This window comes from Streptomyces sp. NPDC101165, from assembly GCF_044768135.1.
GTDB lineage: Bacteria > Actinomycetota > Actinomycetes > Streptomycetales > Streptomycetaceae > Streptomyces.
On sequence record NZ_JBIWPG010000018.1, the window covers coordinates 169,695 to 191,566 of the forward strand.

The window sequence follows — 21,872 nt, forward strand, 5'->3', positions numbered from 1 at the left end:
TTACTCGTCAGTACACCCAGTTCGTGCCCGCTAAGCAAGCGCTTTGAACTGTGACCTTCGCAACGCAGCGTAACCGGAACTCGACGGCTTCGCAGGGCGGGAGAGGCGTGATCAATCCCGCAGGCCGTTGAAGCGGCCCTGGTGGTAGAGGAGAGGACGCCCCGCGCCCGTGGAGTCGCCGAGGACCACCTCGGCGACCACGATGCGGTGATCACCGGCCGGTACACGGCCGACGATCCGGCAGACCAGCCACGCCAGCACGTCGTCCAGGACGGGTACGCCGTTCGGGCCCTCCCGCCAGGCCGTGGGCGCGCCGAAGCGGTCGGCGCCGCTGCGGGCGAAGGTGGCGGCCAGGTCGCTCTGGTGCTCGCCGAGTATGTGGATGCCGACGTACTCGCTCTCGGCGACGGCGGGCCAGCTGGAGGCGCCCGTGCCGATGCCGAAGGAGACGAGCGGGGGTTCGGCGGACACGGAGGTGAGGGAGGTGGCGGTGAAACCGACCGGACCCGAGGCACCGCGCGCAGTGATCACCGCGACACCGGCGGCGTGCCGGCGGAAGGTGGAGCGCAGCAGGTCGGGCGAGGCGAGCTGGAAGGTGCCGAGGTCGGGCGAGGCCGTCATGGAGTTGTCCTTCTGCGAGGGGGGACATGAGGGTCCCCCCGCTCGAGCGGAGCCGAGAGTGGGGGAGGGTCCGGTGCTGTTCAACAGCGCGGACAGCGCGCGCTCGACGTGCGGACCAGGGCGCCTTCATGAAGGTGTCCCCGCTCGAAGAGAAGGAGTTCGGTCGGCATAGGGTCAGGCTGACGATAGGTGGCGTGCGCAGTCAAGTTCGTTCCGGGATCTGGGAGATGCCTCACCGTGCTCCCGGGGGACCTCACACCGCCTCCCCCAGGGCCGCGATCACGTCGGCCCTGCGGGGCTGTCCGGTGGCGCGTCGCACCACCCGGCCGTCCGCGTCGAGGACCAGCACGGTGGGCGTTTTCAGGATCTCCAGCTCGCGTACGAGGTCCAGGTGGGCCTCGGCGTCGACCTCGACGTGTGTGACGCCGGGGACCATACCGGCGACCTCGCCGAGCACCCGCCGGGTGGCCCGACAAGGCGCGCAGAAGGCACTTGAGAACTGCACGAGCGTGGCCCGCTCGCCCAGTTCACCGCCCAACTCGGCCGCTCCGAGCCGCCTGCCGCCGTCTCGCCCGCGCACCCGCACTCTCCCACTCCGCCGCTTGTGCAGCACTCCGTAGGCGCTCGCCGCCACGAGCACCGCCACGCACACCACCAGTCCGGTCATCATCCGCACCAGCATTCACGAGACTGCAAAGATTCCCGCCTCCCGATGGAGTTTCCGTTGCGGAATGCTTGATTCATGGAGATCGATGCGAGGGGTCCCCGCTTCGCGGCGGCCGTGACGACCGTCGTGCTGGCGGCGGCGCTCATCACGCAGAGCGCCTGGGTGCTGGGCTGGCAGACCCTGGCGTTCGCGTTCGGTGCGGCGGGCGGGGTGGGCCGGTCGCCGTACGGTCGGCTGTTCCTGACGGTGATACGGCCGCGGCTCGTGCCGCCGACGGAGTTCGAGGCCCCGGAACCGCCGCGGTTCGCGCAGGCGATCGGGCTGGTGTTCGCCGGGCTCGGCCTCGTCGGGTTCGCGCTCGGTCCGGCCTGGCTGGGACTCGCGGCAACAGGGGCCGCGCTCGCCGCCGCCTTCCTCAATGCCACGTTCGGGTACTGCCTCGGGTGCGAGTTGTTCCTGCTCCTGAAGAGAGTCACGGTACACGCGAAGTGAAGGGGATCCGACGACCGAGGTGAGGCACTAGGCCGACGTGACGAGGATCTCGCCGCCGCGAGGCACCAGGACTGGCTACCTGTCCGTTCTTCGGGCACGATCGGCGAGACGCCGTAAACCTACGGCTGCGTAACTTTCCCGCCGGGAGCCCCCCTTTCCCGAGCAGAGCAGAAAGGGCCCACCCCGCCCATGGCAGAGCTGGTCTACCGTCCCGTCGTCGGTCTCGCCAAGACGCTGTTCAAGGCCTGGGACCTGAAGATCGACTGCCAGGGCTCGGAGAACATCCCGCACTCGGGCGGTGCGGTCCTGGTGAGCAATCACATCAGCTACCTGGACTTCATCTTCAACGGCCTGGCGGCCCTGCCGCAGAAGCGTCTGGTGCGCTTCATGGCGAAGGAGTCCGTCTTCCGGCACAAGGTGTCCGGGCCGCTGATGCGCGGGATGAAGCACATCCCGGTGGACCGCAAGCAGGGCGAGGCCGCCTTCGCGCACGCGCTGGACTCGCTGCGCTCCGGCGAGGTCATCGGGGTGTTCCCGGAGGCCACGATCTCGCAGTCCTTCACCCTGAAGAGCTTCAAGTCGGGTGCGGCCCGCCTCGCCCAGGAGGCGGGCGTCCCGCTCGTCCCGATGGCGGTGTGGGGCACGCAGCGGCTGTGGACCAAGGGGCACCCGCGCAACTTCAAGCGCAGCCACACGCCGATCACCATCCGGGTCGGCGAGCCGGTCGAGGCCCCGCGCGACCAGTACGCGGGCGCCATCACCCGCCGTCTGCGCGAGGGCGTCCAGGAATTGCTGGACGCCGCCCAGCGCGCCTACCCCGCACGTCCGAAGGGCGCGGACGACTCCTGGTGGCTCCCCGCCCACCTCGGGGGTTCGGCGCCCACGGTCGAGCAGCTGCGGGCGGCCGAGGCGCACTGACGACTGATCCCCCGTCACTCACGACCGGGGAATCAGCGAGTGCCAAGAGGTGCCGGTCAGGCGGGAGCGCCGGCCGGCGTCGGGGCGTGCACCTCGATGCGGGCGCCCGGGCTGAACTTCTCCAGCAGCTCGGCGAGTTCGGTGGCCGCCGCCTCCGCCTCCGGGACCGGCATCGGGGCGAGGGTCTCCAGCAGGAAGAGGCCCGAGACCGTCTCTTCGGTGAGACGGGTGCGCGGGCCCTGGCGCCAGTTCCAGCGACGGCAGGTCACACCGGCCTCGTCGCGCCACACGACCTCGCCCGCGTCGGGGTGTTCGACGACCTCCTCGCCGCCCGCGACCGTCACGAAGTCCTCTTCGCCCGTGGCGCGCACGAGCCGCATCCCGCCCTGGATCCGGTCGATGTCCTCGCCGCCGACGGGGACCAGGTGGGCGACGCTGATGGCGTTGTAGAGGTCCACGAGCAGGTTGATCCGGGGCAGGCCGCCGTCGGCCAGAGCCCGCTTGGCCAACGCCTCGGCCGAGTTGCGGGTGCGCGACGGCTTGGAGCCGAAGGCGGTGTACACCTCCCGCCAGGCGACCATGTGCGGGTCCTCGTGCGGCACTCGTCCGTCCAGGCGGGCGGCCAGCCGGCGGGCCGCATCGTCCAGCAGCGCCGAACTCGCTTCGGTGCTGGGTCCGTTGACCAGGTCGTACGCCTCGATGACGACATGGGTGAAGCCGGGCGCGAGCGCACGGACCTTGTCGGACACGGTGAGCGTGAGCGTCATCTGCCTCGCCTCAGAGAGTGCTGGGGAGCGTCTTCCACAGGGCCGAACGGTCCGGGGCCGCTGTCAACGCGCTGAGGACGGCCGGGTGCGGTTCAGCATACAAGGCTGGGTAGTCCACCTCATTGGACGCCGGGTCGGGGATCCAGGCCAACCGCTCTCCGTCCAGGGAGAACTGGGCGTCCACGCCGGGCTTGTTGCCTCGCGGGTCCTGCCGGTGCCACGCCCCGTGGAAGCGTATGGCGACCAGGCCGTGCGCGGCGTGACCGCTGCCGTCGTCGTGCATGAGCCGCTGGTAGCACAGGGCGGTGGGGATGTCCTCGGCGCGCAGCAGGGCCGCCAAGGCGTGCGCCTTGGCGTAGCAGATGCCTGTGCGCTGCTCCAGCACGTCCGAGGCACGCCAGGTGACGCGCGGGTCGTCGGCGTCGGCGGAGTGCGGGACGCTGTCGCGGACGAACTCGTAGGCGGCACGCGCATAGGCATACGAGTCCGCGACCCCCTCGGCCAGCTGGGCGGCCGTCTCCCGCACCACGGGATGGTGATGGTCGATGACCTCGTCGGCGGCCAGATAAGCGGACAGGTCGGCGGTGTTCTGGATCAGCTCCATGGCCGCAGAGCATAGGAATGCGATCACCCGACAGTCAATGACTTTTCAGATGACCGCATACCTATGCACATTCGGGGGCTAGCGCGCCATCTCCTCCTTGAGCGCCGCCACGAACGTGTCGACGTCCTCCTCCGTGGTGTCGAAGGAGCACATCCAGCGCACGACGCCGGCCCCCTCGTCCCAGAAGTAGAACCGGAACCGCTTCTGCAGCCGCTCGCTCACGTCGTGCGGGAGCTTGGCGAAGACGCCGTTCGCCTGCACCGGGTAGAGGATCTCCACCCCGTGTACCGCGCGCACGCCCTCGGCCAGCCGTTGGGCCATCTCGTTGGCGTGCCGTGCGTTGCGCAGCCACAGGTCCTTGGCGAGCAGCGCCTCCAGCTGCACCGACACGAAGCGCATCTTGGAGGCGAGCTGCATGGACATCTTGCGCAGATGCTTCATACGGCCGACGGCGTCCTGGTTGAGGACCACGACCGCCTCGCCGAACAGGGCGCCGTTCTTCGTCCCGCCGAGCGAGAGGATGTCGACGCCGACCGCGTTGGTGAACGTCCGCATGGGCACGTTCAGGGACGCGGCCGCATTGGCTATCCGCGAGCCGTCCAGGTGCACCTTCATGCCGTGCGCGTGGGCGCGCTCGCAGATCGCCCGGATCTCCTCGGGCGTGTAGAGCGTGCCCAGCTCCGTGCTCTGGGTGATCGAGACGACCTGCGGCATCGCGCGGTGCTCGTCCTCCCAGCCCCAGGCCTGCCGGTCGATCAGCTCGGGCGTGAGCTTGCCGTCGGGCGTGGGCACGGTGAGCAGCTTCAGGCCGCCCATGCGCTCGGGGGCGCCGCCCTCGTCGACGTTGATGTGCGCGCTCTCGGCGCAGATCACCGCGCCCCAGCGGTCGGTGACCGCCTGGAGCGCGACGACGTTCGCGCCGGTGCCGTTGAAGACCGGGAAGGCCTCCGCGCCGGCCCCGAAGTGGCTGCGGATGATCCGCTGGAGGTTCTCGGTGTAGTCGTCCTCGCCGTACGCCACCTGGTGGCCGCCGTTGGCCAGGGCCAGGGCGGCCATCACCTCCGGGTGCGCCCCGGCGTAGTTGTCACTGGCGAAACCGCGGACCTGCGGGTCGTGGTGGCGACGCGCGTCGGTCTTGGGAGGGTTCACGGCTTCTCGGTCAGCCACAGACGGTTTCCGTTCACTTCGGCGGCGGACTTGCTCCAAACGCCCTCGATGGCCTCGGCCAGGTCCTTGACGTCCGTGAAGCCCGCGAACTTCGCACTGGGGCGTTCGGCGCGCATCGCGTCGTGCACCAGCGCCTTCACCACCAGGATGGCAGCCGCCGAGCGCGGACCCCCCTCGCCCCCGGCCTTGCGGAAGCCGTCGGCCATGGCGAGCGTCCAGGCTTCCGCGGCGGCCTTGGCCGCGGAGTACGCGGCGTTGCCCGCGGTGGGCTTCGACGCGCCGGCGGCGCTGATCAGCACGTACCGTCCGCGGTCGCTGCGCTGCAGGCCGTCGAAGAAGGCCAGGGAGGTGTGCTGGACGGTGCGGACGAGCAGCTTCTCCAGCAGGTCCCAGTCGGCCATGTCGGACTCGGCGAAGCTCGCGCTGCCGCGCCAGCCGCCGACCAGGTGGACCAGGCCGTCGACGCGGCCGTGGTCCTTCTCGATGCGCGCCGCCCACTCACGGGTCGACTGCAGGCTGAGCAGGTCGACCGTCTCGCCGGTGACCGTGGCACCGCCGCCCGCGTAGCGGGCCGCGTCCACGGCCTCCGCCAGGCGCTCGGGGTTGTTGTCGGCACCGACGACCACCGCGCCGGCCTCGGCGAGCCGGACCAGCGCCGCGTGCCCGGCGGGTCCACCCGCGCCGGCCACCGCGATCACCGCACCGCTGAGAGACCCGTTGTTCCCCACGTTCTTCCCCTCTTGAACAGTGTTCTGGACGCGGTCGCTCACGCGGCGAGCCGCTCGGCGCTGTCCGCCGTGATGCCCTTGGTGGAGGCGATCACATTCTTCAGCTTCTTGGACAGGGCCTCAAAGAACATGCTCAGCGGAAACTCGTCCGGAAGCACGTCGTCCACGAGCTTGCGCGGCGGCTGGGTCAGGTCCAGGGCGTCGGGACCCTTGGCCCACTTGGAGCCCGGGTGCGGGGCGAGGTAGGTGGAGACCAGCTCGTAGCCCGCGAACCAGTGCACCAGCTTGGGGCGGTCAATGCCGTCCCGGTACAGCTTCTCGATCTCGGCGCACAGCTGGTTGGTGACCTGCGGGGCGCGCTCCCAGTCGATGGTGAGCTTGTTGTCGGTCCAGCGGATGACGTCGTGCTTGTGCAGGTAGGCGAAGAGCAGCTGGCCGCCGACGCCGTCGTAGTTGCGCACGCGGTCACCGGTGAGCGGGAAGCGGAACATGCGGTCGAAGAGCACCGCGTACTGCACGTCACGGGCCTGCGGGACGCCGTCCGCCTGGAGCTTCACGGCCTCCTTGAAGGCGGTGAGGTCACAGCGCAGCTCCTCCAGGCCGTACATCCAGAACGGCTGGCGCTGCTTGATCATGAACGGGTCGAACGGCAGGTCGCCGTGGCTGTGGGTGCGGTCGTGGACCATGTCCCACAGCACGAAGGCCTCCTCGCAGCGCTTCTGGTCGTGGACCATCGCGGCGATGTCCTCGGGCAGCTCCAGGCCGAGGATGTCGACGGCGGCGTCGGTGACCCGGCGGAAGCGGGCGGCCTCGCGGTCGCAGAAGATGCCACCCCAGGAGAATCGTTCCGGCGCCTCGCGCACGGCGATGGTCTCCGGGAAGAGGACGGCCGAGTTGGTGTCGTAGCCGGCCGTGAAGTCCTCGAACTTGATGCCGCAGAAGAGCGGGTTGTCGTAGCGACTGCGCTCCAGCTCGGCCAGCCAGTCCGGCCACACCATGCGCAGCACGACCGCCTCGAGGTTGCGGTCCGGGTTGCCGTTCTGCGTGTACATCGGGAAGACGACCAGGTGCTGCAGGCCGTCCGCGCGGCCCGCCGCGGGCTGGAACTCCAGCAGGGAGTCGAGGAAGTCCGGCACCTCGAAGCCCCCCTCGGCCCAGCGGCGCAGGTCCTTGACGAGGGCCTCGTGGTAGGCGACGTCGTGCGGAACCAGCTCGGAGAGCTGCTGGACCCCGGAGACGACACGCTCCACGACCGCCTCGGCCTCGGCGCGCTGCGGGGCGCCCTCGGCCTCGAAGTCGATCGATCCGTCCTTCGACTGCCATGGCCGGATCTGCTCCACGGCATCCTTGAGCTCGGGCCAGGCCGGGTGCTCAACAACCCTGGTCAGCGAAGGAACCTGTCCCTCGGTACCCGCCTGCACAAGAATTTCCGTCATGTCCCATCCTCTACGGGAGAACCTCGCGTAAGGACACCGTATGCATACCCCGTTTCTCCCAGCAAGAGGCAGCTCGGGAAATTATTCTGCCGAGCCGCATGGTCACCGACATTTTTCCTGTCTGAAACCGTGATGACGGTCACTTTCGCCGCGAACGCGAGAGATGGACGACCTCGGGAGGGCCGATCAGATCCAGCCGGTCAATGCCGTTGGGGACTCGCCCACCCCCGGGTGACCGCACAGGCGCATCCGAGCCAGGTGTCCCATGCGCCGCGCCCCGATCCGCCGCGCAGGTGCGGGTCCATCGCGGGAGCAGGCCATTAGGCTGCGACCTTGCCGCGTGGACACCGACGTCCCGTCGGGTTCGCGGGCGCCGAGCCGCCATCGACGGAAGCGAGTTGAACCTTGAACTTCCTTACCATCGGTCACCGCGGGGTCATGGGTGTCGAGCCCGAGAACACCCTCCGTTCCTTCGTCGCCGCGCAGCAGGCCGGCCTCGACCTGATCGAACTCGATCTCCATCTGAGCAAGGACGGCGCCCTGGTCGTCATGCATGACGCGGAGGTGGACCGCACGACCGACGGCACCGGCCCGATCGCCGAGAAGACCCTCGCGGAACTGCGCGCCCTGGACGCGGGCCGCGGGGAGCGGGTGCCGGTCTTCGAGGAGGTCCTGGACGCGGTGAAGACGCCCTTGCAGGCGGAGATCAAAGATGTGGCGGCGGCCAGGGCGCTCGCCGAGGTCATGCACCGGCGGGACCTCGTCTCCCGGGTGGAGGTGTCCTCGTTCCACGACGAGGCGATCGCCGAGATCGCCCGGCTGGTGCCGGGCGTGCGCACCGCGCTGATCGCGAGCCGCTACGGCACCGACGTGGTGGAGCGCGCCACCGAGGTGGGTGCCGGGTCCGTCTGTCTCAACATCCGCCGGCTGACCCTGGAGGTCGTCGAACAGGCGCGCGCGGCCGATCTGAGGATCATCGGCTGGGTGGTCAACACGCAGGACCACCTGCGGCTCGTCCGCGCGCTCCAGCTGGACGGGGCGACGACCGACTACCCGGAGATCAAGCGCACGGGCCGGTTCACCGCCTGACCCGGCGCGCGATCTCCGGGACCAAGGTCACGCCAGCGGCTTGACCAGCAGCTCGAACTGCAGGTCGTCGCGCTGCGGGATGCCGAAGCGCTCGTCGCCGTACGGGAAGGGCGTCATCTCTCCCGTACGGCGGTAGCCGCGGCGCTCGTACCAGGCGATCAGGTCGTCACGGACCGAGATCACGGTCATGTGCATCTCGGTCACGCCCCAGGTCCGCCGGGCCAGCCGCTCCGCCTCCGCGATGACGACCTTGCCGAGTCCCGCACCCTGCAGCGTGGGGCTGACCGCGAACATGCCGAAGTAGGCGTGCCGGCCGCGGTGTTCGAGCTGGCAGCAGGCGACGATCCGGCCGTCCTGCTCAACGATCATGAGCCGGCTGTCCGGGGACTTGATGACGTCGAGCACGCCCTCCGGGTCGGTCCGCTGCCCCTCCAGGATGTCCGCCTCGGTGGTCCACCCGGCCCGGCTGGAGTCGCCCCGGTACGCCGACTCGATCAGCGCGACCAGCGCGTCGACATCGGCGTCGGTGGCGTCTCGGAAGGTCGGTCCGGTGGTGGTGGTGTCCATGGGGGCGGTCTCCGATCTCGGGCGCGGCTGAGCCAGGGATGAGGGTAACTCTGCCACTAGAGTCCGGATGCATGGTGCACGTACTGAGCAGCCGGACCCTGCTGCGCCCCAGCGACCCCGAGCGCTCCCGCGCCTTCTACGGCGAGCAGTTGGGCCTGGCCGTCTACCGCGAGTTCGGTACGGGTCCGGAGCGCGGGACCGTCTACTTCCTCGGCGGCGGCTTCCTGGAGGTCTCCGGCCGCTCGCCGGCCCCGCCGTCGCCCACGGTCCGGCTGTGGCTGCAGGTCGAGGACGTGACCGGCGCGCACGAGGAGCTGCTGGGCAAGGGCGTCGAGATCGTGCGGCCGCCGGTGAAGGAGCCGTGGGGCCTGGTCGAGATGTGGATCGCCGACCCGGACGGCACCCCGATCGTGCTGGTCGAGGTGCCGTCGGACCATCCGCTGCGGTACCGGCCGGGGATCTAGGCAGTGCCTTCCGGATCGGGCCGGCGACCTGATCCGGACGCCCCTAGGCCCTGCTGCCCGCCGTGAGCAGGTGGCCGCTGATGCCGAGCAGTGACGGCTCCGACTCGGTCCGCCGCAGTGCGCGCAGGACCAGGTCGCGGCGGGCGGGGTCGTCGAGCCAGTCGGGGACGTCACCCATCAGCCAGGCGGCGCCCTCCAAACCGTACTGACCGTGCGGTGTCAGGCCGGCGTCCGAGAACTCGGCCGGAACGTCGGCGGGCTCGTGGAAGTAGGCCGTCGTGAACAGGGACTTCGGCCCGCCGGTCGGTCGCATGCGGCCGTCGCCGACCGCCGCCTCGATCTGCGGCCGGCGCTCCGCGTCGAAGTACAGCCCCGTGCTCAGGTTGTCGTGCAGGGCCGCGTACCGGTTGATCGTGGCGGCCACCACGAGGCCTCCGGGCCGCACCACCCGGCGGGCCTCGGCGAGTGCCCGGACCCGGTCCTCCCGCTCGGGCAGGTGGTAGAGGGGGCCGAGGAGCAGCACCACGTCCACGGACGCGTCCGGCACCGACAGGGCCCGGGCGTCGCCGACGTGCGCGCTCACGCCGGGCAGGCGGGCCGCGTGTGCGACGTGCAGGGGCACCGGGTCCACGAGTTCCACCGCGTGGCCGTCGGCGGCGAGCCACTGCGCGTGGACACCGCTGCCGCCTCCCACGTCCAGGACCCTGGCCGGAGCGGGTGGCAGGAGACGGCGCAGGACGTCCTGGGTGCGCCAGAGCTCCAGGCGTCCGGCGCCCGAGCGCAGCCGCCCGTCCTCCCCGTCCCGCTCGTAGTACTCCGCGATCTCCTCGGCGAGCGTGGGAGCCCCGGCTCCCGCTGCGTGATCCGTCTCCATCCCCGCAGCCTCCCGTCCCGTGCCGGGATCGGCCAACCGATTTCCGTGTCGGCGCCTCGGCGGTCGGCGCGGGGAAGGGGAAGCGGTCTCCGGATGGCCGGTGCCCGTGGCCGCGACTAGCGTGCGAAAGGGAGCCCTCCTCGGTCTCTCGCACAGCGGGCCGGGGCGACCGGAAGGAGCTGTGATGAAGTTCGACAAGCCGGTGATCGGCGGCCCCTGCTGGACCGAGTTGGGGACCAGCGACCTGGAGAGGGCCAAGGGGTTCTACACGGAGCTGTTCGGCTGGCGGCCGGAGACGGATCCACGGCAGGAGGCGGGCGGGTACACCGTGGCGCACGTGGGAGACGCCGCGGTCGCCGCACTCACCCCGCTGTACCAGGAGTCCCAACCGGTCGCCTGGAACGTGTCGTTCGCGGTCGCGGACGCCGACGACGCGGCACGGCGTGTGGAGGAGGCCGGCGGGACGGTGATCCTCGGCCCGATGGACGTCTTCGACGTGGGCCGGTTCGCGGTGGCCGTCGACCCGACGGGCGCGGCGTTCCAGCTGTGGCAGGCGCGGGCCTTCCCGGGCGCCGGTCTGTTCAACTCCCCCGGCACGCTCGGCTGGGTGGAACTGGCGACCCGGGACACCGACCGGGCCCGGGACTTCTACACCACGGTGTTCGGCTGGAGCGTCAACGCCTCGGAGTGGTACACGCAGTGGGGCATCGACGGGGAGGACTTCGGCGGGATGGCCGACATGGGCGACCGGTTCCCGCCCGAGGTACCGCCGCACTGGCTGCCGTACTTCGCGGTGGACGACGTGGACGCGACGGCCCAGGTCGCCGAGCAGGCAAACGGCACCGTCGTCATGCCTGCCACGTCGGTCCCCGACGGCCCCCGGATCGCGGTGCTGCGGGACCCGCAGGGCGCGGCGTTCGGCGTGTACAAGGCAGGCGAGGAGGGCTGAACGGCGGCGCGGCGTCGAAGCGCACGTGCCGGCCAGGGGCCGCAGGGGTCGAAGGCCGACACCGCATGGAACATGCGCTCACGCCCGCAACGGACCCATCCGCCCCTCCAGGCCGCTGAGCAGGTCGGCGAGGAGCGCGGCCAGTTCGCCCTGGCCCTCCGAGGTGAGGACGGTCAGTACGGCGGTCTCGTACGAGAGTTGTTCGGGGAGGATGCCGTCGACCAGGTCGCGGCCGGTGTCGGTGAGGCGGAGGTGGGCGACTCGGCGGTCGCGGGTGTCGCCGCGCCGCTCGACCAGGCCGCGTTCGGTCAGATGCTTGAGCCGCTTGGTGACCGCGGCCCCGGAGGAGAAGGTCTCCCGGGCAAGGTCCCCCGGGGTCAGCTCGTGACCGGTGCGGCGCAGCGCGCCGAGCAGGTCGAACTCCGCGCGGCTGAGCCCGGCCCGGCGCAACGGGGCGTCCTCGGCCTGCTGGAGGAGAGCGGCACAGCGGTTGATGCGGCCGATGACCTCCATGGGCCCGGTGTCCAGCCCGGGGTGCACGGCCCGCCACTGTCGGACGACCTCGGCGACGGTGTCCCGCTGCGCCGGGCCGGGTCCGGCCTCGCTCTCGTTCCCCGGCTGCCCGTCGGCCCGGGAGTCCGCGACCGCCGGACTCCCCTCGACCGTGCCGCCCCCGGCCTCCGCCTGTCCCCCGCCCGCCGCGTCCCCGGCCGGCGGTCGTCCGTTCGTCGGCGTCATGGCCGTACGTCCTCCGTTGTCCTGCCCGTGTCGTGGTCCAGGGGTGCGAGCCCCCGGTGTCGTGCCGTCGCGGCGAGCGTACGGTGTCCGGACTGTTCGGCGAGCACGACCCGCTCCGTGGGCAGGGCGCGCTGCCACCACTCGCCGGAGGCGGCGTCGGCCGTGGCGCGCAGGTCGACCAGTGCGGCGGCGAGGGTGCGGCCCGCGGTCTTCAGGGCGCGGGGTTGCGGGTGCGGCTCGGCGAGCAGGCGGGTGGCGCGCTCGCGGGCGCGTTCGACCGCGGTCAGCGCGTGCTCGATGCGGTCGCCGGCGCGCCGGTTGGTGACGGCCACGGCCGCGGCGAAGCCGACCAGCGCGCCGACGAGGGTGTCCGCGATCCGCTCGGTGATGAGCCGTCCGGGGTCCTGGCTGCGGGCGAACTCGGTGACGAGCAGGGCCATCGGCGTGACACACACACGCTGCCGAGCCAGTAGTTGCGGCTGATCAGCGCCTCGGCGCCGAAGTTGAAGGCGAGGCAGAGCAGCACCAGGGCCGCCGGGTGCAGATGGGCGAGCGGAGTGACCGCGGCGAAGACGAGGACGCCGACGAGATTGCCGACGACCCGCTGGATGCCCCGGCTCCAGGTGAGGGTGACGTTGGCCTGGTAGAGGGAGGCCGCGGTGACCAGCGCCCAGTAGGGGCGTCCGACGCCGAGGGTCAGGGAGGCGTATCCGGCGAGGGCGCAGCCGATCGCGGTGCGCGCGGCAATGGGCGCGAGCGGGGCGAGCCGGTGCCGCAACGGGCGGCGTGGGAAGGCGAGTTCGGTGTCCACGCCGAGCAGTTCGCCGGTCGGGTCGTGGGGGGACTCGATCCCGGAGACCGGGCCCGCTCCGCGCAGGTCCCGGGCCCAGGCGCACAGCCGTTCGGGGTCGGTGTCGGCGGGGGCGGCCAGGGCGACCTCGGCGCGGATCAGGAGCCGTTCGAGGATGCGCCGGGTGCGGTCGGGGCGGGCGCCTGCGGCGAGCAGGGACTGCCAGGCCGTGTGGACGGCGGCGGCGCTCGCTGCGCGGGCCCGGGCGTGGCCCTCGGCCGTACCGCGCGTGGCGGCGTAGGCGGAGGCCGCGTCCAGGGCCTGGGCGGTGGCGCGGCGCTCGGGGCCGTGCGGGCGCAGCAGCCCGGGTGCCATCCCGACCAGCCAGGCCCAGGCACCGGCGGCGAGCGCCAGCCCGACATGGCCGGGGACCTGGCCGAGGCTCTGTGGTGCGAACAGGGAGGCGGAGCTGATGAAGGTGAGGACCACGTTGCCGGGCGGACCGATGCGGGTGGCGTCGCACACCGCCTTCTGCAGGGCCGCCATCAGGGCGCCGACGGTGACCAGCACGACGGCGTCGGTGGTGAGCGACGCCGCGAGCAGGGCGACGGCGAGCCCGCCGACCATGCCGAGCACCACCCAGGCCAGGGCCCGGGCCCGGGCGGCGTAGGGCCGGTTGTGGCCGTAGAGCGCGCACAGGGAGCCCGCCATCGTGTACATGGCGAGGTCGAGACGGCCGAGCGCCAGCAGGGCCAGGTTGGGCGGGGCGGCCGCGGCGACCGCGCTCAGCGCGGGCTTGAACCAGATGTCGGAGGGCCGCCCGAGGCGGAGCACGCCGGCGAGGGGAAGGCGGTGGCGGGTCGTCCTGCTCATACCATCAATTTAGCATGTGTTTTACTAGTAAACGATATGCCCTGGCGGCATCGGTGACCTCCGTCCTCACCTGCTGTGCTCCGGCGAATGCTCCCCGTGTACATCCTTGCGCTCGTATGCGCCCCGCGTGCCGTGGGCATCGCATTCCTCGACCGACCGTCGAGCGGGGAGGTGGGCGCGTGCACGGACCGGTGTCGGCCGCCTGGCTGCTGGTCGCGCTGTGCGCGGCGACCGGGGCGTACTGCCTGCTGCGGATGCGCAGCGGGGTCGAGGAGCAGCGCCGCTCCGCGGGCGGCGAGGCGCTCATGGGGTTCGGCATGGCCGCGATGGCCGTGCCCGCCGCGGTGTTCACCCCGCCGGGCTGGGCGTGGCCGCTGTACGCGGCCGTGTTCGGCGCGGCGGCGCTGCGCGCCCTGTGGGCCGCGCGCAGCGGCCCACACCATCTGCACCATATGGTGGGTACGGCGGCGATGGTCTACATGTCCCTCGTCATGGCGGCCTCCCCCGCCTCACCCGCCGCCCACCACCACCCGCACATCGGCGCCGGAGTACCCCTGGTGACGGGTGCGCTCCTGCTCTACTTCACCGGCTATGTGCTGCTGTCCGGCGCCCGCCTGGTGCCCGCCGCCGCCACGACGGGCGGAACGAGCTCCGTGCGCTGGGGCGACCGTCCGGAACTGGCACGGGCGTGCCGGCTGTCGATGGGAATCGGGATGGTCGCGATGCTGCTGACGATGTGAACCGCCGGTCCTCCATGGAGGAAAACGCAAACGTTGCCTGCGTCACTTCGGCACAAGGGACCGTACCCGTGAGCGGCTCCGCGCTCATAGGGTGCTGCCCATGATGGTCCCCGTGGCACTGCTGCTGCTCGGCGCCGTGACCGCCGTCGTCGCCCCGCGCCTGCTCGCCCGGGCCGACTGGCGGGACCGTGAGCCGGTGGTCGCCCTGTGGGTGTGGCAGTGCGTGGTGGCGGCCGTACTGCTGTGCTGTGCGCTGTCGATGACGCTCAGTGCGGCTGCGGCCTGGGCGGTGCGGGGGCATGTCTTCGGTACGGCACCGCGCGCGGTGGTGGACGCGTACGCACTCGGTACCGCCGGGCCGTGGGCGGCGACCGTCGCGGTGACGCTCGCCTGCGGCGGACTGTGGAGCCTGGCGATGCTGGTGCGCGAGGTCGTACGGGCTCGGGCACGACGGCACCTGCGGCGGGCCGAACTCCTCGTGCGGGCCCCGCTGTTGCCGGGCGAGGAGCCGGCCAGTGACCGGCTGGTGGTGCTGGAGGGCGAGCGTCCCGACGCGTGGTGGCTGCCGGGTACGGCACCCCGACTCGTGGTCACGACGGCCGCCCTGCGTCGGCTGAAAGGGCGGCAGCTCGACGCCCTGCTCGCCCATGAGCAGGGCCACGACCGGGCCCGGCACGACTGGCTGCTGCACTGCTCGGTCGCGCTGGCGGGCGGCTTCCCGCAGGTGCCGGTGTTCGCCGCCTTCCGCGACGAGATGCACCGGCTGGTCGAGTTGGCCGCCGACGACACGGCCTCGCGGCGCTTCGGCCGGCTGACGACCGCGCTGGCCCTGGTCGAACTCAACGAGGACCGAGGCGTGTTCGGCCCCTCCCCCACCCCGCACGCGCACGTCCCGCAGCGTGTACACCGCCTCCTGACTCCCCCGGACCGTCTCCCGGCCCTGCACCGCCTGCGCCTGACGGCGGTGGCCGCGCTGGTGCCGGCGATCCCGGTCCTGGTGGCGCTGGTGCCGGGGCTTCGGGCCTTGGGGTAGAGGGGCGGGCGCGGCACACAGGCGTACAACCCGACTTGCGGAACGGGGAGTTCACGCTCCTGTGGCAACACTGGTGCCGGGCACGCCTATTGGCGCGGCCGGATTCGAGTGCGCGAAGGGTGCATTTCCGACGTCTGCGTCGACTCATGATCACGATCGGCGACGCAGCACCCCGATGCCACGGCTGGAGGAACGATGCCGGAAGTCGTCCGTGTCCCGCTCGACGGCGGGGGGGGATCTCCGCATCGAGGTCGACGTGCGCGACGAGAACGGCTGGACCCGCGCCGGGCGCGCGCAGGACGCCGCCGAGGCCGTCAGCCGGACCCTCCATGAGGCTCTGGCGCCGATCCGGCCGGGGATGCAGGCGATCGTCGACCACCTGCGCGGCGGCATCACTCCCCCGGACACCATCAAGCTGGCGTTCGGGATCAAGTTCTCCGCGGACGCCGGCGTGGTGGTGGCCCGTACCGCGGCGGAGGCGAACTTCTCCGTCGCGGTGGAATGGAACCGCCCGTCCGATCGGTGACCGCCATGACCACCGGTGAGTCCGCGCTGTTCGGCGCCGTCGTCCGGATCCGGCGTCCGGGCGGCCCCGCCGCCGCGCGGCCTGGTGGACGGCGCTGTGGCTGACGGTCTCCGTCGCCCTGGCCACGGTCGTGCAGCAGTCGGTGAAGGCCGCTGTCGGCCGGCTCCGTCCGATCTGGCCGGATCCCGTCGACAGCGCGCACTGCGCGGCGTTCCCGTCCGGGCACGCCATGACGGCCACCGTGGTCTGCGGGCTCCTGCTGTGGCTGCTGCACCGCCACGGCGCGGGCCGTGTCCTGTGGCGTGCGGCCGTGTCCCTGGCCGTCGTCTCGGTGGCCGGCGTGGGTCTGACCCGGGTGTGGCTGGGCGTCCACCGGCCTTCGGACGTCGTGGGCGGCTGGCTGTTCGGGGGGCTGGTGGTGGCGGTGGCCGTGCTCGTGTACGAGTGGCCTCGGGTCGGGCGATCGGCGCGCGGGTAGAGTCCGGTGCATGGCTGCCGTGCTCTTCGATTTCTCGGGAACCCTGTTCCGCGTCGAGTCCACCGAGTCCTGGCTGCGGGCCGTGCTGGAGGAGACCGGCATGACGCTGTCCGAGCCCGAACTCGCCGACACCGCCAAGGCCTTGGAGGCGGCCGGTGCGCTGCCGGGCGGGGCGGAACCCGTCGAGGTGCCGGCGGACCTCGCCGGTCTGTGGGCGGTGCGGGACGAGAGCGCCGAGCTGCACCGGGCCGCCTTCACCGGACTGTCGCGGCGCGTCCCGCTGCCCGCCCCCGGCCTGCACGACGCGCTGTACGAGCGGCACATGTCCCCCGCCGCCTGGTCGCCGTACCCGGACACCGCCGAGGTGCTGCGCACGCTGCGCGAGCGCGGGATCCCCGTCGGCGTGGTCAGCAACATCGGCTGGGATCTGCGCCCGGTCTTCCGCGAGCACGGTCTTGACGCGTACGTGGACGCGTACGTGCTGTCGTACGAACACGGTGTGCAGAAGCCGGACCCGCTGCTGTTCTCGGCTGCCTGTGCGGCGCTGGACGTCGATCCGCGGCGGGTGCTGATGGTCGGCGACAGCAGGGTGTTGGACGGCGGCGCCGCCGCACTGGGCTGCCGTGTGCACTTCGTGGACCATCTGCCGGTGACGCGGCGGCCCGACGCGCTGCTTCCGGTGCTGGATCTGGTGGGCTGACCCGAACCCGCCCGGCGTCTCGGGCACACACGCGCCGTCCGTCTGAGACGATCCCCCGCGTCGCCCCAGACGGACGGCAGCCCTGAGCAGGCGCCGCACGCAGCGGTGCCACCGCGTTGAGTATAGTTGGCTGGCAGCCAGTCAACGCAGGAGTTACAGGATGTCCCCGCGCAGCGCCTCGGTCAATGAAGAGTTGCGCCGCCGTTCCAGGGAGCGGCTGCTCCAGGCCGCCGTCGAGCTGGTCGACGAGCACGGGTTCGAGGCGACCACGCTGGCCGACATCGCCGACCGGGCGGGTTCGGCGCGCGGACTGGTGTCGTACTACTTCCCCGGCAAGCGCCAGTTGGTGCAGTCCGCCGTGCACCGGCTGATGCACCGCACGCTGGAGGAGGCGCTGGAGCGGGAGCCGCACACCGACGACGGCCGGGAGCGGCTGGCCCGGGCCATCGACGCGATCCTGGGCCTCGCCCACGACCGGCCGGTGCTCATGCGGCAGCACATGGCGGGGCTGCTCCAGGCCGAGGGCTTCGTGCAGTGCCCGGAGCAGCGGCGCCTGTCGGAGCTGCTGGGCGACACGGTCGCCCGGTACGGCTCCCAGGACGTGACGGCCGACTATCCCCTGCTGCGGGCCCTACTGATGGGGGCGGTGTACGCGGCACTGGTGCCGGGGGTGCCGATGCCCGTGCCGGCGCTGCGGGCCGAGCTGTTCCAGCGGTACGGGCTCGACTGGGAGCTGGGCGTGCCGCCGGGGAGCGACCCGGACGCCGGGGCGGGTCAGACGCAGGACCTGTCGCGATTCTTCGCGACCGAGGAACGGGCCGAGTAGCGGGTCTCCGGACCCGGCTGTCGGTCGACTTGCCTTTCAGCGCCTTGCGTGACGAGGTGTCAGAAGACCGGCGTCCCGCGCCTGGGCGATCAGCCTGAGGGAGCTCCGGCGGCCGTGCCCGGTCGCGCACATCACGGCGAGGACCGGGTCGACGCCGCCCTCCTGGGCCGCCCGGTACTCCTGGGCGATCAGTCGGGACCCCTCGATGCCCCGAGGCCAGGCGGGGCGGGCGCGCCGCGGGCGCGCGTACGCGACGACCTCCTCGCCTCGGCCGCCTTCTCGCTCACGGCCCCCTTCGTACGACTCCTCCGGCCCCCGGCACGCCCGGAACAGCGGTCCCTCGATCCAGTCGGCGAGCACCGTCAGGTCGGCCAGGGACAGCGCGGGCTGCGCCTTGACGTCCTCGAGGGAGACGCACCCCTCGTTCACCACGGCCAGGGCGTCGACCCGTGCACCGTCGGGGAAGGCCAGCCGGACATGGAACCAGGACGTGACGCTCCCGTGCTCCTGCACCTCCCACGCGGGCCACACGAACACCGCGCCGTCCTCCGCGGGACGATCAGAAAGATTAAGAAAGGATGCTTCTAGCACACACGCAACGTAACCGCATCATCACATTCCATGAGAAGGGACACGCGCCGGATCACCCTGCCGGCCTCTGCCGTTGCACGCCCGGCGGTGCCATGCTGGAGCCGTCCGCACACCCTTCTCCTTCGGGCAAGGAGTACCGCCGTGCTGCGTGTCGCCGTCGTCGGATCCGGGCCGAGCGGGTGCTACACCGCCCAGACCCTGGTCCAGCTGGATCCCGAGGTGCGCGTGGACGTACTGGACCGGCTGCCGTGCCCCTACGGGCTGGTGCGCTACGGCGTCGCCCCGGACCACGAGAAGATCAAGTCCCTGCAGGGCAACCTGCGCACGGTGCTGGAGCACGACCGGGTGCGCTTCCTCGGCGGGGTCCGGGTGGGCGGACCCGGCGGGCTGTCCGTGGCACGGCTGCGGACGCTGTACCACGCGGTCGTGTACTGCGTGGGCGCCGCCACCGACCGCCACCTCGGGATCCCCGGCGAGGAGTTGCCGGGCAGCTGGTCGGCGACCGAGTTCGTGTCCTGGTACAGCGCGCACCCGGACGCGACCGACGCGGGGTTCGTGCGCGGGGTCCGGTCCGCGGTGGTCATCGGCGTGGGCAACGTGGCTGTCGACGTCACGCGGATGCTGGTGCGGGGCGCCGGTGAGCTGCGCCCGACGGACATGCCGCAGGCGGCGCTGGACACGCTCGCGGCGAGCGGGGTCGACGAGGTCCACATGGTCGGCCGGCGCGGCCCCTCACAGGCCCGCTTCACCACCAAGGAGCTGCGCGAGCTGGGCGCGCTGCCGGACACCGAAGTGAGCCTGGATCCCGCCGAGTTGGAGATGGACGCCGGATACGTCGACTCCGCCGCGCTGCCCGCGGTGCAGCGTCGCAACGTGGAGGCGATGCGCGGCTGGGCGACGGCGCCGGCCCGGCAGGCGGCCCGCCGGATAAGGATGCGGTTCTTCCTGCGGCCGGTGGAACTGCTCGCGGACGGCGGCCGGGTGGGCGCCGTGCGCTTCGAGCGGACGGCGCCGGACGGACGCGGCGGCATCACGGGCACGGGACGGTACGAGGACTTGGCGGCCCAGTTGGTGCTGCGCTCGGTCGGCTATCGCGGCGTGCCGCTGGAGGGACTGCCGTTCGATGCGACGAGCGGCACCGTGCCGCACGCGGAGGGCCGCATCCTGCGCGACGGCGCCGTTTCCCCCGGCGAGTACGTCGCCGGCTGGATCAAACGCGGCCCCACCGGCGTCATCGGCACCAACCGGCCGTGCGCCAAGGAGACCGCGACCTCCCTGCTCGCGGACGCGCCCGCGCTCGTACGCCGGGAGGTGCCGGAGGACTCGCTCGAAGCGCTGCGGGCGGCGGGTGTCGAGCCGGTGCCCTGGGCGGGCTGGCAGGCGATCGAGCGCGCAGAGGCCGCACTGGGCGCGCGGCTCGGCCGGGGTGTGGTCAAGCTGTCCGACTGGGACACGCTGCTGGGGGCGGCGCGGTCGGCCTAGGGCCCGTCGGAGTCGGCGGCTCCCGGCTGGGCATGACACACACCGACAACGCGATCGAAATCAACAAACTGTTCAAGGACCCTACGGTCTCGTGCTGTTCGGATGCCACTCCCACCCGCCGCTCTGGAGTCCCCATGGCCACGACCGCAGATGTGCACCCCGTCGACGAGGTACCACCGGTACGCCGGCTCGCGGCCTTCGGACTGCAGCATGTGCTCGCGATGTACGCGGGCGCCGTCGCGGTGCCGCTGATCGTGGGCGGCGCGCTGAAGCTGTCGCCCTCCGACCTGGCGTATCTGATCACCGCCGATCTGCTGGTGTGCGGCGTCGCCACGCTGATCCAGTGCGTCGGGTTCTGGCGGTTCGGGGTCCGGCTGCCGATCATGCAGGGCTGCACGTTCGCCGCCGTGTCGCCGATGGTGCTCATCGGGACGACGGGCGGCGGACTGCCCGCGATCTACGGCTCGGTGATCGTCGCGGGGCTCGCGATAGTGCTGCTCGCGCCGGTCTTCGGCCGGTTGCTGCGCTTCTTCCCGCCGCTGGTCACCGGCACGGTGATCCTGATCATCGGCGTCTCGCTGCTGCCGGTCGCGGGCAACTGGGCCGCCGGCGGTGTCGGTGCGAAGGACTTCGGGGAACCGAAGAACCTGGCACTGGCGGCCTTCGTGCTGGCGGTCGTGCTCGGCGTGCAGCGGTTCGCGCCGGTGTCCCTCAGCCGGATCGCCGTGCTGATCGGCATCGCGGTGGGCCTGGCGGTCGCCGTGCCGTTCGGGTTCACCGACTTCGGCGGGGTCGGGGACGCGGACTGGGTGGGGATCAGCACGCCGTTCCACTTCGGGGCGCCGACGTTCAGGGCGTCCGCGATCGTGTCGATGCTGGTGGTGGCCCTGGTGACGATGACGGAGACGACCGGTGACCTGATCGCGGTGGGCGAGATGACCGGCCGCCGGGTCGAGCCGCGCTCGCTGGCCGACGGCCTGCGCGCGGACGGCCTGTCGACCGTCCTCGGCGGGGTGTTCAACACCTTCCCGTACACGGCCTACGCCCAGAACGTGGGCCTGGTCGGGATGACCCGGGTGCGCAGCCGCTGGGTGGTCGCGGCGGCCGGCGGCATCCTCGTCCTGCTCGGTCTGCTGCCCAAGCTGGGCGCGGTGGTCGCGGCGATCCCTGCGCCGGTGCTCGGCGGGGCCGGTCTGGTGATGTTCGGGACGGTCGCGGCGAGCGGGCTCAGGACGCTGGCCCGCGTCGACTTCAAGGGCAACGACAACCTGACGGTGGTCGCCGTTTCGGTGGCCGTCGGCATGCTGCCGGTGGGCGTGCCCACGGTGTACGCGAAGTTCCCCGACTGGTTCCAGACGGTGATGAACAGCGGTATCAGCGCGGGCTGCCTGACGGCGATCGTCCTGAACCTGCTGTTCAACCACCTTCCGATGAAGGCCGGTCCGACCGGAGCGGCGGAGGTCGGTGCGGGAGTCGCCGACGAGAACGCCGCCTGAATATCGCTGACTTGACGTCTCCTCAGGAGGGCCAGGGGCTAGACTCGCCCTGCACGGTCGGCTTCGCCGGCCGCGACGGGAATGGGTCCGGCGTCCCTGTCGGGCGTGACCGCCGAGGTGTTCGGCGGTCCGTCAATCGTGACAACTTCACACGCGGCCTGCACGCCGGCAGGGCCTCAGTTGATCACCGTCATTCGGGGTGGTCGACCTGAGACACCTGCCATCCTGCAAGAGGCTCGCGCTCGGTTCGGCCATC

The 21,872-nt window shown here is 71.8% G+C and carries 23 protein-coding genes and 2 pseudogenes; 13 read left to right on the plus strand and 12 right to left on the minus strand.

What is annotated here, in order from left to right; translation table 11 throughout:
* Positions 1 to 111: 111 nt before the first annotated feature.
* Together ACIRVH_RS33470 and ACIRVH_RS33475 are read right to left on the minus strand one after the other, a co-directional pair.
* On the minus strand, positions 112 to 621 hold the full coding sequence (locus ACIRVH_RS33470) for a flavin reductase family protein (RefSeq protein WP_403961123.1): 510 nt from the start codon (positions 619 to 621) through the stop codon (positions 112 to 114).
* Between the two features lie 253 nt (positions 622 to 874).
* A complete protein-coding gene (locus ACIRVH_RS33475; RefSeq protein ID WP_403961225.1) occupies positions 875 to 1,288 on the minus strand; it encodes a thioredoxin family protein in 414 nt (137 codons plus the stop codon).
* 75 nt (positions 1,289 to 1,363) lie between these two features.
* On the opposite strand from ACIRVH_RS33475, the gene ACIRVH_RS33480 reads away from it, so the two are divergent.
* Together ACIRVH_RS33480 and ACIRVH_RS33485 are read left to right on the plus strand one after the other, a co-directional pair.
* Positions 1,364 to 1,780 (plus strand): DUF4395 domain-containing protein, encoded by a 417-nt coding sequence (locus tag ACIRVH_RS33480; protein ID WP_403961126.1) that lies wholly within the window; start codon positions 1,364 to 1,366, stop codon positions 1,778 to 1,780.
* Between the two features lie 189 nt (positions 1,781 to 1,969).
* Positions 1,970 to 2,698 (plus strand): lysophospholipid acyltransferase family protein, encoded by a 729-nt coding sequence (locus ACIRVH_RS33485; protein ID WP_403961129.1) that lies wholly within the window; start codon positions 1,970 to 1,972, stop codon positions 2,696 to 2,698.
* 56 nt (positions 2,699 to 2,754) lie between these two features.
* On the opposite strand, the gene ACIRVH_RS33490 is transcribed toward ACIRVH_RS33485, so the two are convergent.
* From ACIRVH_RS33490 to ACIRVH_RS33510, 5 genes are all read right to left on the minus strand, one after another.
* Complete coding sequence (locus ACIRVH_RS33490; RefSeq protein WP_403961132.1) at positions 2,755 to 3,465, minus strand: B3/4 domain-containing protein; 711 nt, start codon at positions 3,463 to 3,465, stop codon at positions 2,755 to 2,757.
* 10 nt (positions 3,466 to 3,475) lie between these two features.
* Complete coding sequence (locus tag ACIRVH_RS33495; protein WP_403961134.1) at positions 3,476 to 4,069, minus strand: transglutaminase domain-containing protein; 594 nt, start codon at positions 4,067 to 4,069, stop codon at positions 3,476 to 3,478.
* Between the two features lie 78 nt (positions 4,070 to 4,147).
* Entirely contained in the window at positions 4,148 to 5,218 is a 1,071-nt protein-coding gene (locus ACIRVH_RS33500) for a threonine aldolase family protein (protein ID WP_403961137.1), read from the minus strand.
* The gene (locus ACIRVH_RS33505; protein WP_403961140.1) at positions 5,215 to 6,006 is read right to left on the minus strand and encodes an SDR family NAD(P)-dependent oxidoreductase; all 792 of its coding nucleotides are present in this window, start codon (positions 6,004 to 6,006) and stop codon (positions 5,215 to 5,217) included. The genes ACIRVH_RS33500 and ACIRVH_RS33505 overlap by 4 nt, the downstream gene beginning before the upstream one ends.
* Entirely contained in the window at positions 6,003 to 7,400 is a 1,398-nt protein-coding gene (locus tag ACIRVH_RS33510; RefSeq protein ID WP_403961143.1) for a DUF6421 family protein, read from the minus strand. Before ACIRVH_RS33510 ends, ACIRVH_RS33505 begins: the two co-directional genes overlap by 4 nt.
* A gap of 405 nt (positions 7,401 to 7,805) precedes the next feature.
* Here ACIRVH_RS33510 and ACIRVH_RS33515 point away from each other — a divergent pair, with 405 nt between their 5' ends.
* A complete protein-coding gene (locus ACIRVH_RS33515) occupies positions 7,806 to 8,489 on the plus strand; it encodes a glycerophosphodiester phosphodiesterase (RefSeq protein WP_403961146.1) in 684 nt (227 codons plus the stop codon).
* 27 nt (positions 8,490 to 8,516) lie between these two features.
* Here the strand turns inward: ACIRVH_RS33515 and ACIRVH_RS33520 are convergent, their stop codons facing one another.
* The gene (locus ACIRVH_RS33520) at positions 8,517 to 9,056 is read right to left on the minus strand and encodes a GNAT family N-acetyltransferase (RefSeq protein WP_403961149.1); all 540 of its coding nucleotides are present in this window, start codon (positions 9,054 to 9,056) and stop codon (positions 8,517 to 8,519) included.
* A 71-nt stretch (positions 9,057 to 9,127) separates the two neighbouring features.
* On the opposite strand from ACIRVH_RS33520, the gene ACIRVH_RS33525 reads away from it, so the two are divergent.
* Entirely contained in the window at positions 9,128 to 9,520 is a 393-nt protein-coding gene (locus ACIRVH_RS33525; RefSeq protein ID WP_403961151.1) for a VOC family protein, read from the plus strand.
* Between the two features lie 43 nt (positions 9,521 to 9,563).
* On the opposite strand, the gene ACIRVH_RS33530 is transcribed toward ACIRVH_RS33525, so the two are convergent.
* The gene (locus ACIRVH_RS33530) at positions 9,564 to 10,394 is read right to left on the minus strand and encodes a class I SAM-dependent methyltransferase (RefSeq protein ID WP_403961153.1); all 831 of its coding nucleotides are present in this window, start codon (positions 10,392 to 10,394) and stop codon (positions 9,564 to 9,566) included.
* A 184-nt stretch (positions 10,395 to 10,578) separates the two neighbouring features.
* Between ACIRVH_RS33530 and ACIRVH_RS33535 the strand changes: the two genes are divergently transcribed.
* Positions 10,579 to 11,343 (plus strand): VOC family protein, encoded by a 765-nt coding sequence (locus ACIRVH_RS33535; RefSeq protein ID WP_403961155.1) that lies wholly within the window; start codon positions 10,579 to 10,581, stop codon positions 11,341 to 11,343.
* 78 nt (positions 11,344 to 11,421) lie between these two features.
* Here ACIRVH_RS33535 and ACIRVH_RS33540 read toward each other — a convergent pair whose 3' ends face one another.
* Together ACIRVH_RS33540 and ACIRVH_RS33545 are read right to left on the minus strand one after the other, a co-directional pair.
* Positions 11,422 to 12,081, minus strand: a complete 660-nt coding sequence (locus ACIRVH_RS33540; RefSeq protein ID WP_403961157.1) for a MarR family winged helix-turn-helix transcriptional regulator — start codon at positions 12,079 to 12,081, stop codon at positions 11,422 to 11,424.
* A pseudogene (locus ACIRVH_RS33545) lies at positions 12,078 to 13,744 on the minus strand (FUSC family protein). Before ACIRVH_RS33545 ends, ACIRVH_RS33540 begins: the two are co-directional and overlap by 4 nt.
* Before the next feature lie 179 nt (positions 13,745 to 13,923).
* Here ACIRVH_RS33545 and ACIRVH_RS33550 point away from each other — a divergent pair.
* From ACIRVH_RS33550 to ACIRVH_RS33575, 6 genes and pseudogenes are all read left to right on the plus strand, one after another.
* Positions 13,924 to 14,484: a DUF5134 domain-containing protein gene (locus ACIRVH_RS33550; protein ID WP_403961160.1), complete on the plus strand. Its 561-nt coding sequence runs from the start codon at positions 13,924 to 13,926 to the stop codon at positions 14,482 to 14,484.
* A 100-nt stretch (positions 14,485 to 14,584) separates the two neighbouring features.
* On the plus strand, positions 14,585 to 15,517 hold the full coding sequence (locus ACIRVH_RS33555) for a M56 family metallopeptidase (RefSeq protein ID WP_403961163.1): 933 nt from the start codon (positions 14,585 to 14,587) through the stop codon (positions 15,515 to 15,517).
* A 211-nt stretch (positions 15,518 to 15,728) separates the two neighbouring features.
* Positions 15,729 to 16,043, plus strand: a complete 315-nt coding sequence (locus tag ACIRVH_RS33560; RefSeq protein ID WP_403961166.1) for a CU044_2847 family protein — start codon at positions 15,729 to 15,731, stop codon at positions 16,041 to 16,043.
* Positions 16,044 to 16,113: 70 nt separating this feature from the next.
* Positions 16,114 to 16,521, plus strand: a pseudogene (locus ACIRVH_RS33565) (phosphatase PAP2 family protein); the annotation flags it as partial.
* A 10-nt stretch (positions 16,522 to 16,531) separates the two neighbouring features.
* A complete protein-coding gene (locus ACIRVH_RS33570; protein WP_403961169.1) occupies positions 16,532 to 17,221 on the plus strand; it encodes an HAD family hydrolase in 690 nt (229 codons plus the stop codon).
* Positions 17,222 to 17,381: 160 nt separating this feature from the next.
* Positions 17,382 to 18,047, plus strand: coding sequence for a TetR/AcrR family transcriptional regulator (locus ACIRVH_RS33575; RefSeq protein WP_403961174.1), 666 nt, complete (start codon positions 17,382 to 17,384; stop codon positions 18,045 to 18,047).
* A 36-nt stretch (positions 18,048 to 18,083) separates the two neighbouring features.
* Here ACIRVH_RS33575 and ACIRVH_RS33580 read toward each other — a convergent pair whose 3' ends face one another.
* Entirely contained in the window at positions 18,084 to 18,584 is a 501-nt protein-coding gene (locus tag ACIRVH_RS33580) for a DUF6214 family protein (RefSeq protein ID WP_403961177.1), read from the minus strand.
* Positions 18,585 to 18,779: 195 nt separating this feature from the next.
* Between ACIRVH_RS33580 and ACIRVH_RS33585 the strand changes: the two genes are divergently transcribed.
* Both ACIRVH_RS33585 and ACIRVH_RS33590 read left to right on the plus strand, forming a co-directional pair.
* Positions 18,780 to 20,120, plus strand: coding sequence for an FAD-dependent oxidoreductase (locus ACIRVH_RS33585; RefSeq protein WP_403961179.1), 1,341 nt, complete (start codon positions 18,780 to 18,782; stop codon positions 20,118 to 20,120).
* A 134-nt stretch (positions 20,121 to 20,254) separates the two neighbouring features.
* Positions 20,255 to 21,616, plus strand: coding sequence for a nucleobase:cation symporter-2 family protein (locus tag ACIRVH_RS33590; RefSeq protein WP_403961182.1), 1,362 nt, complete (start codon positions 20,255 to 20,257; stop codon positions 21,614 to 21,616).
* Positions 21,617 to 21,872 lie beyond the last annotated feature (256 nt).

Bases quoted from the DNA above. Each gene is read 5' to 3' on its own strand.
- ACIRVH_RS33470 (WP_403961123.1), bottom strand. From the start codon at position 621: ATGACGGCCTCGCCCGACCTCGGCACCTTCCAGCTCGCCTCGCCCGAC.
- ACIRVH_RS33475 (WP_403961225.1), bottom strand. From the start codon at position 1,288: ATGACCGGACTGGTGGTGTGCGTGGCGGTGCTCGTGGCGGCGAGCGCC.
- ACIRVH_RS33480 (WP_403961126.1), top strand. From the start codon at position 1,364: ATGGAGATCGATGCGAGGGGTCCCCGCTTCGCGGCGGCCGTGACGACC.
- ACIRVH_RS33485 (WP_403961129.1), top strand. From the start codon at position 1,970: ATGGCAGAGCTGGTCTACCGTCCCGTCGTCGGTCTCGCCAAGACGCTG.
- ACIRVH_RS33490 (WP_403961132.1), bottom strand. From the start codon at position 3,465: ATGACGCTCACGCTCACCGTGTCCGACAAGGTCCGTGCGCTCGCGCCC.
- ACIRVH_RS33495 (WP_403961134.1), bottom strand. From the start codon at position 4,069: ATGGAGCTGATCCAGAACACCGCCGACCTGTCCGCTTATCTGGCCGCC.
- ACIRVH_RS33510 (WP_403961143.1), bottom strand. From the start codon at position 7,400: ATGACGGAAATTCTTGTGCAGGCGGGTACCGAGGGACAGGTTCCTTCG.
- ACIRVH_RS33520 (WP_403961149.1), bottom strand. From the start codon at position 9,056: ATGGACACCACCACCACCGGACCGACCTTCCGAGACGCCACCGACGCC.
- ACIRVH_RS33525 (WP_403961151.1), top strand. From the start codon at position 9,128: ATGGTGCACGTACTGAGCAGCCGGACCCTGCTGCGCCCCAGCGACCCC.
- ACIRVH_RS33530 (WP_403961153.1), bottom strand. From the start codon at position 10,394: ATGGAGACGGATCACGCAGCGGGAGCCGGGGCTCCCACGCTCGCCGAG.
- ACIRVH_RS33535 (WP_403961155.1), top strand. From the start codon at position 10,579: ATGAAGTTCGACAAGCCGGTGATCGGCGGCCCCTGCTGGACCGAGTTG.
- ACIRVH_RS33540 (WP_403961157.1), bottom strand. From the start codon at position 12,081: ATGACGCCGACGAACGGACGACCGCCGGCCGGGGACGCGGCGGGCGGG.
- ACIRVH_RS33555 (WP_403961163.1), top strand. From the start codon at position 14,585: ATGATGGTCCCCGTGGCACTGCTGCTGCTCGGCGCCGTGACCGCCGTC.
- ACIRVH_RS33570 (WP_403961169.1), top strand. From the start codon at position 16,532: ATGGCTGCCGTGCTCTTCGATTTCTCGGGAACCCTGTTCCGCGTCGAG.
- ACIRVH_RS33575 (WP_403961174.1), top strand. From the start codon at position 17,382: ATGTCCCCGCGCAGCGCCTCGGTCAATGAAGAGTTGCGCCGCCGTTCC.
- ACIRVH_RS33590 (WP_403961182.1), top strand. From the start codon at position 20,255: ATGGCCACGACCGCAGATGTGCACCCCGTCGACGAGGTACCACCGGTA.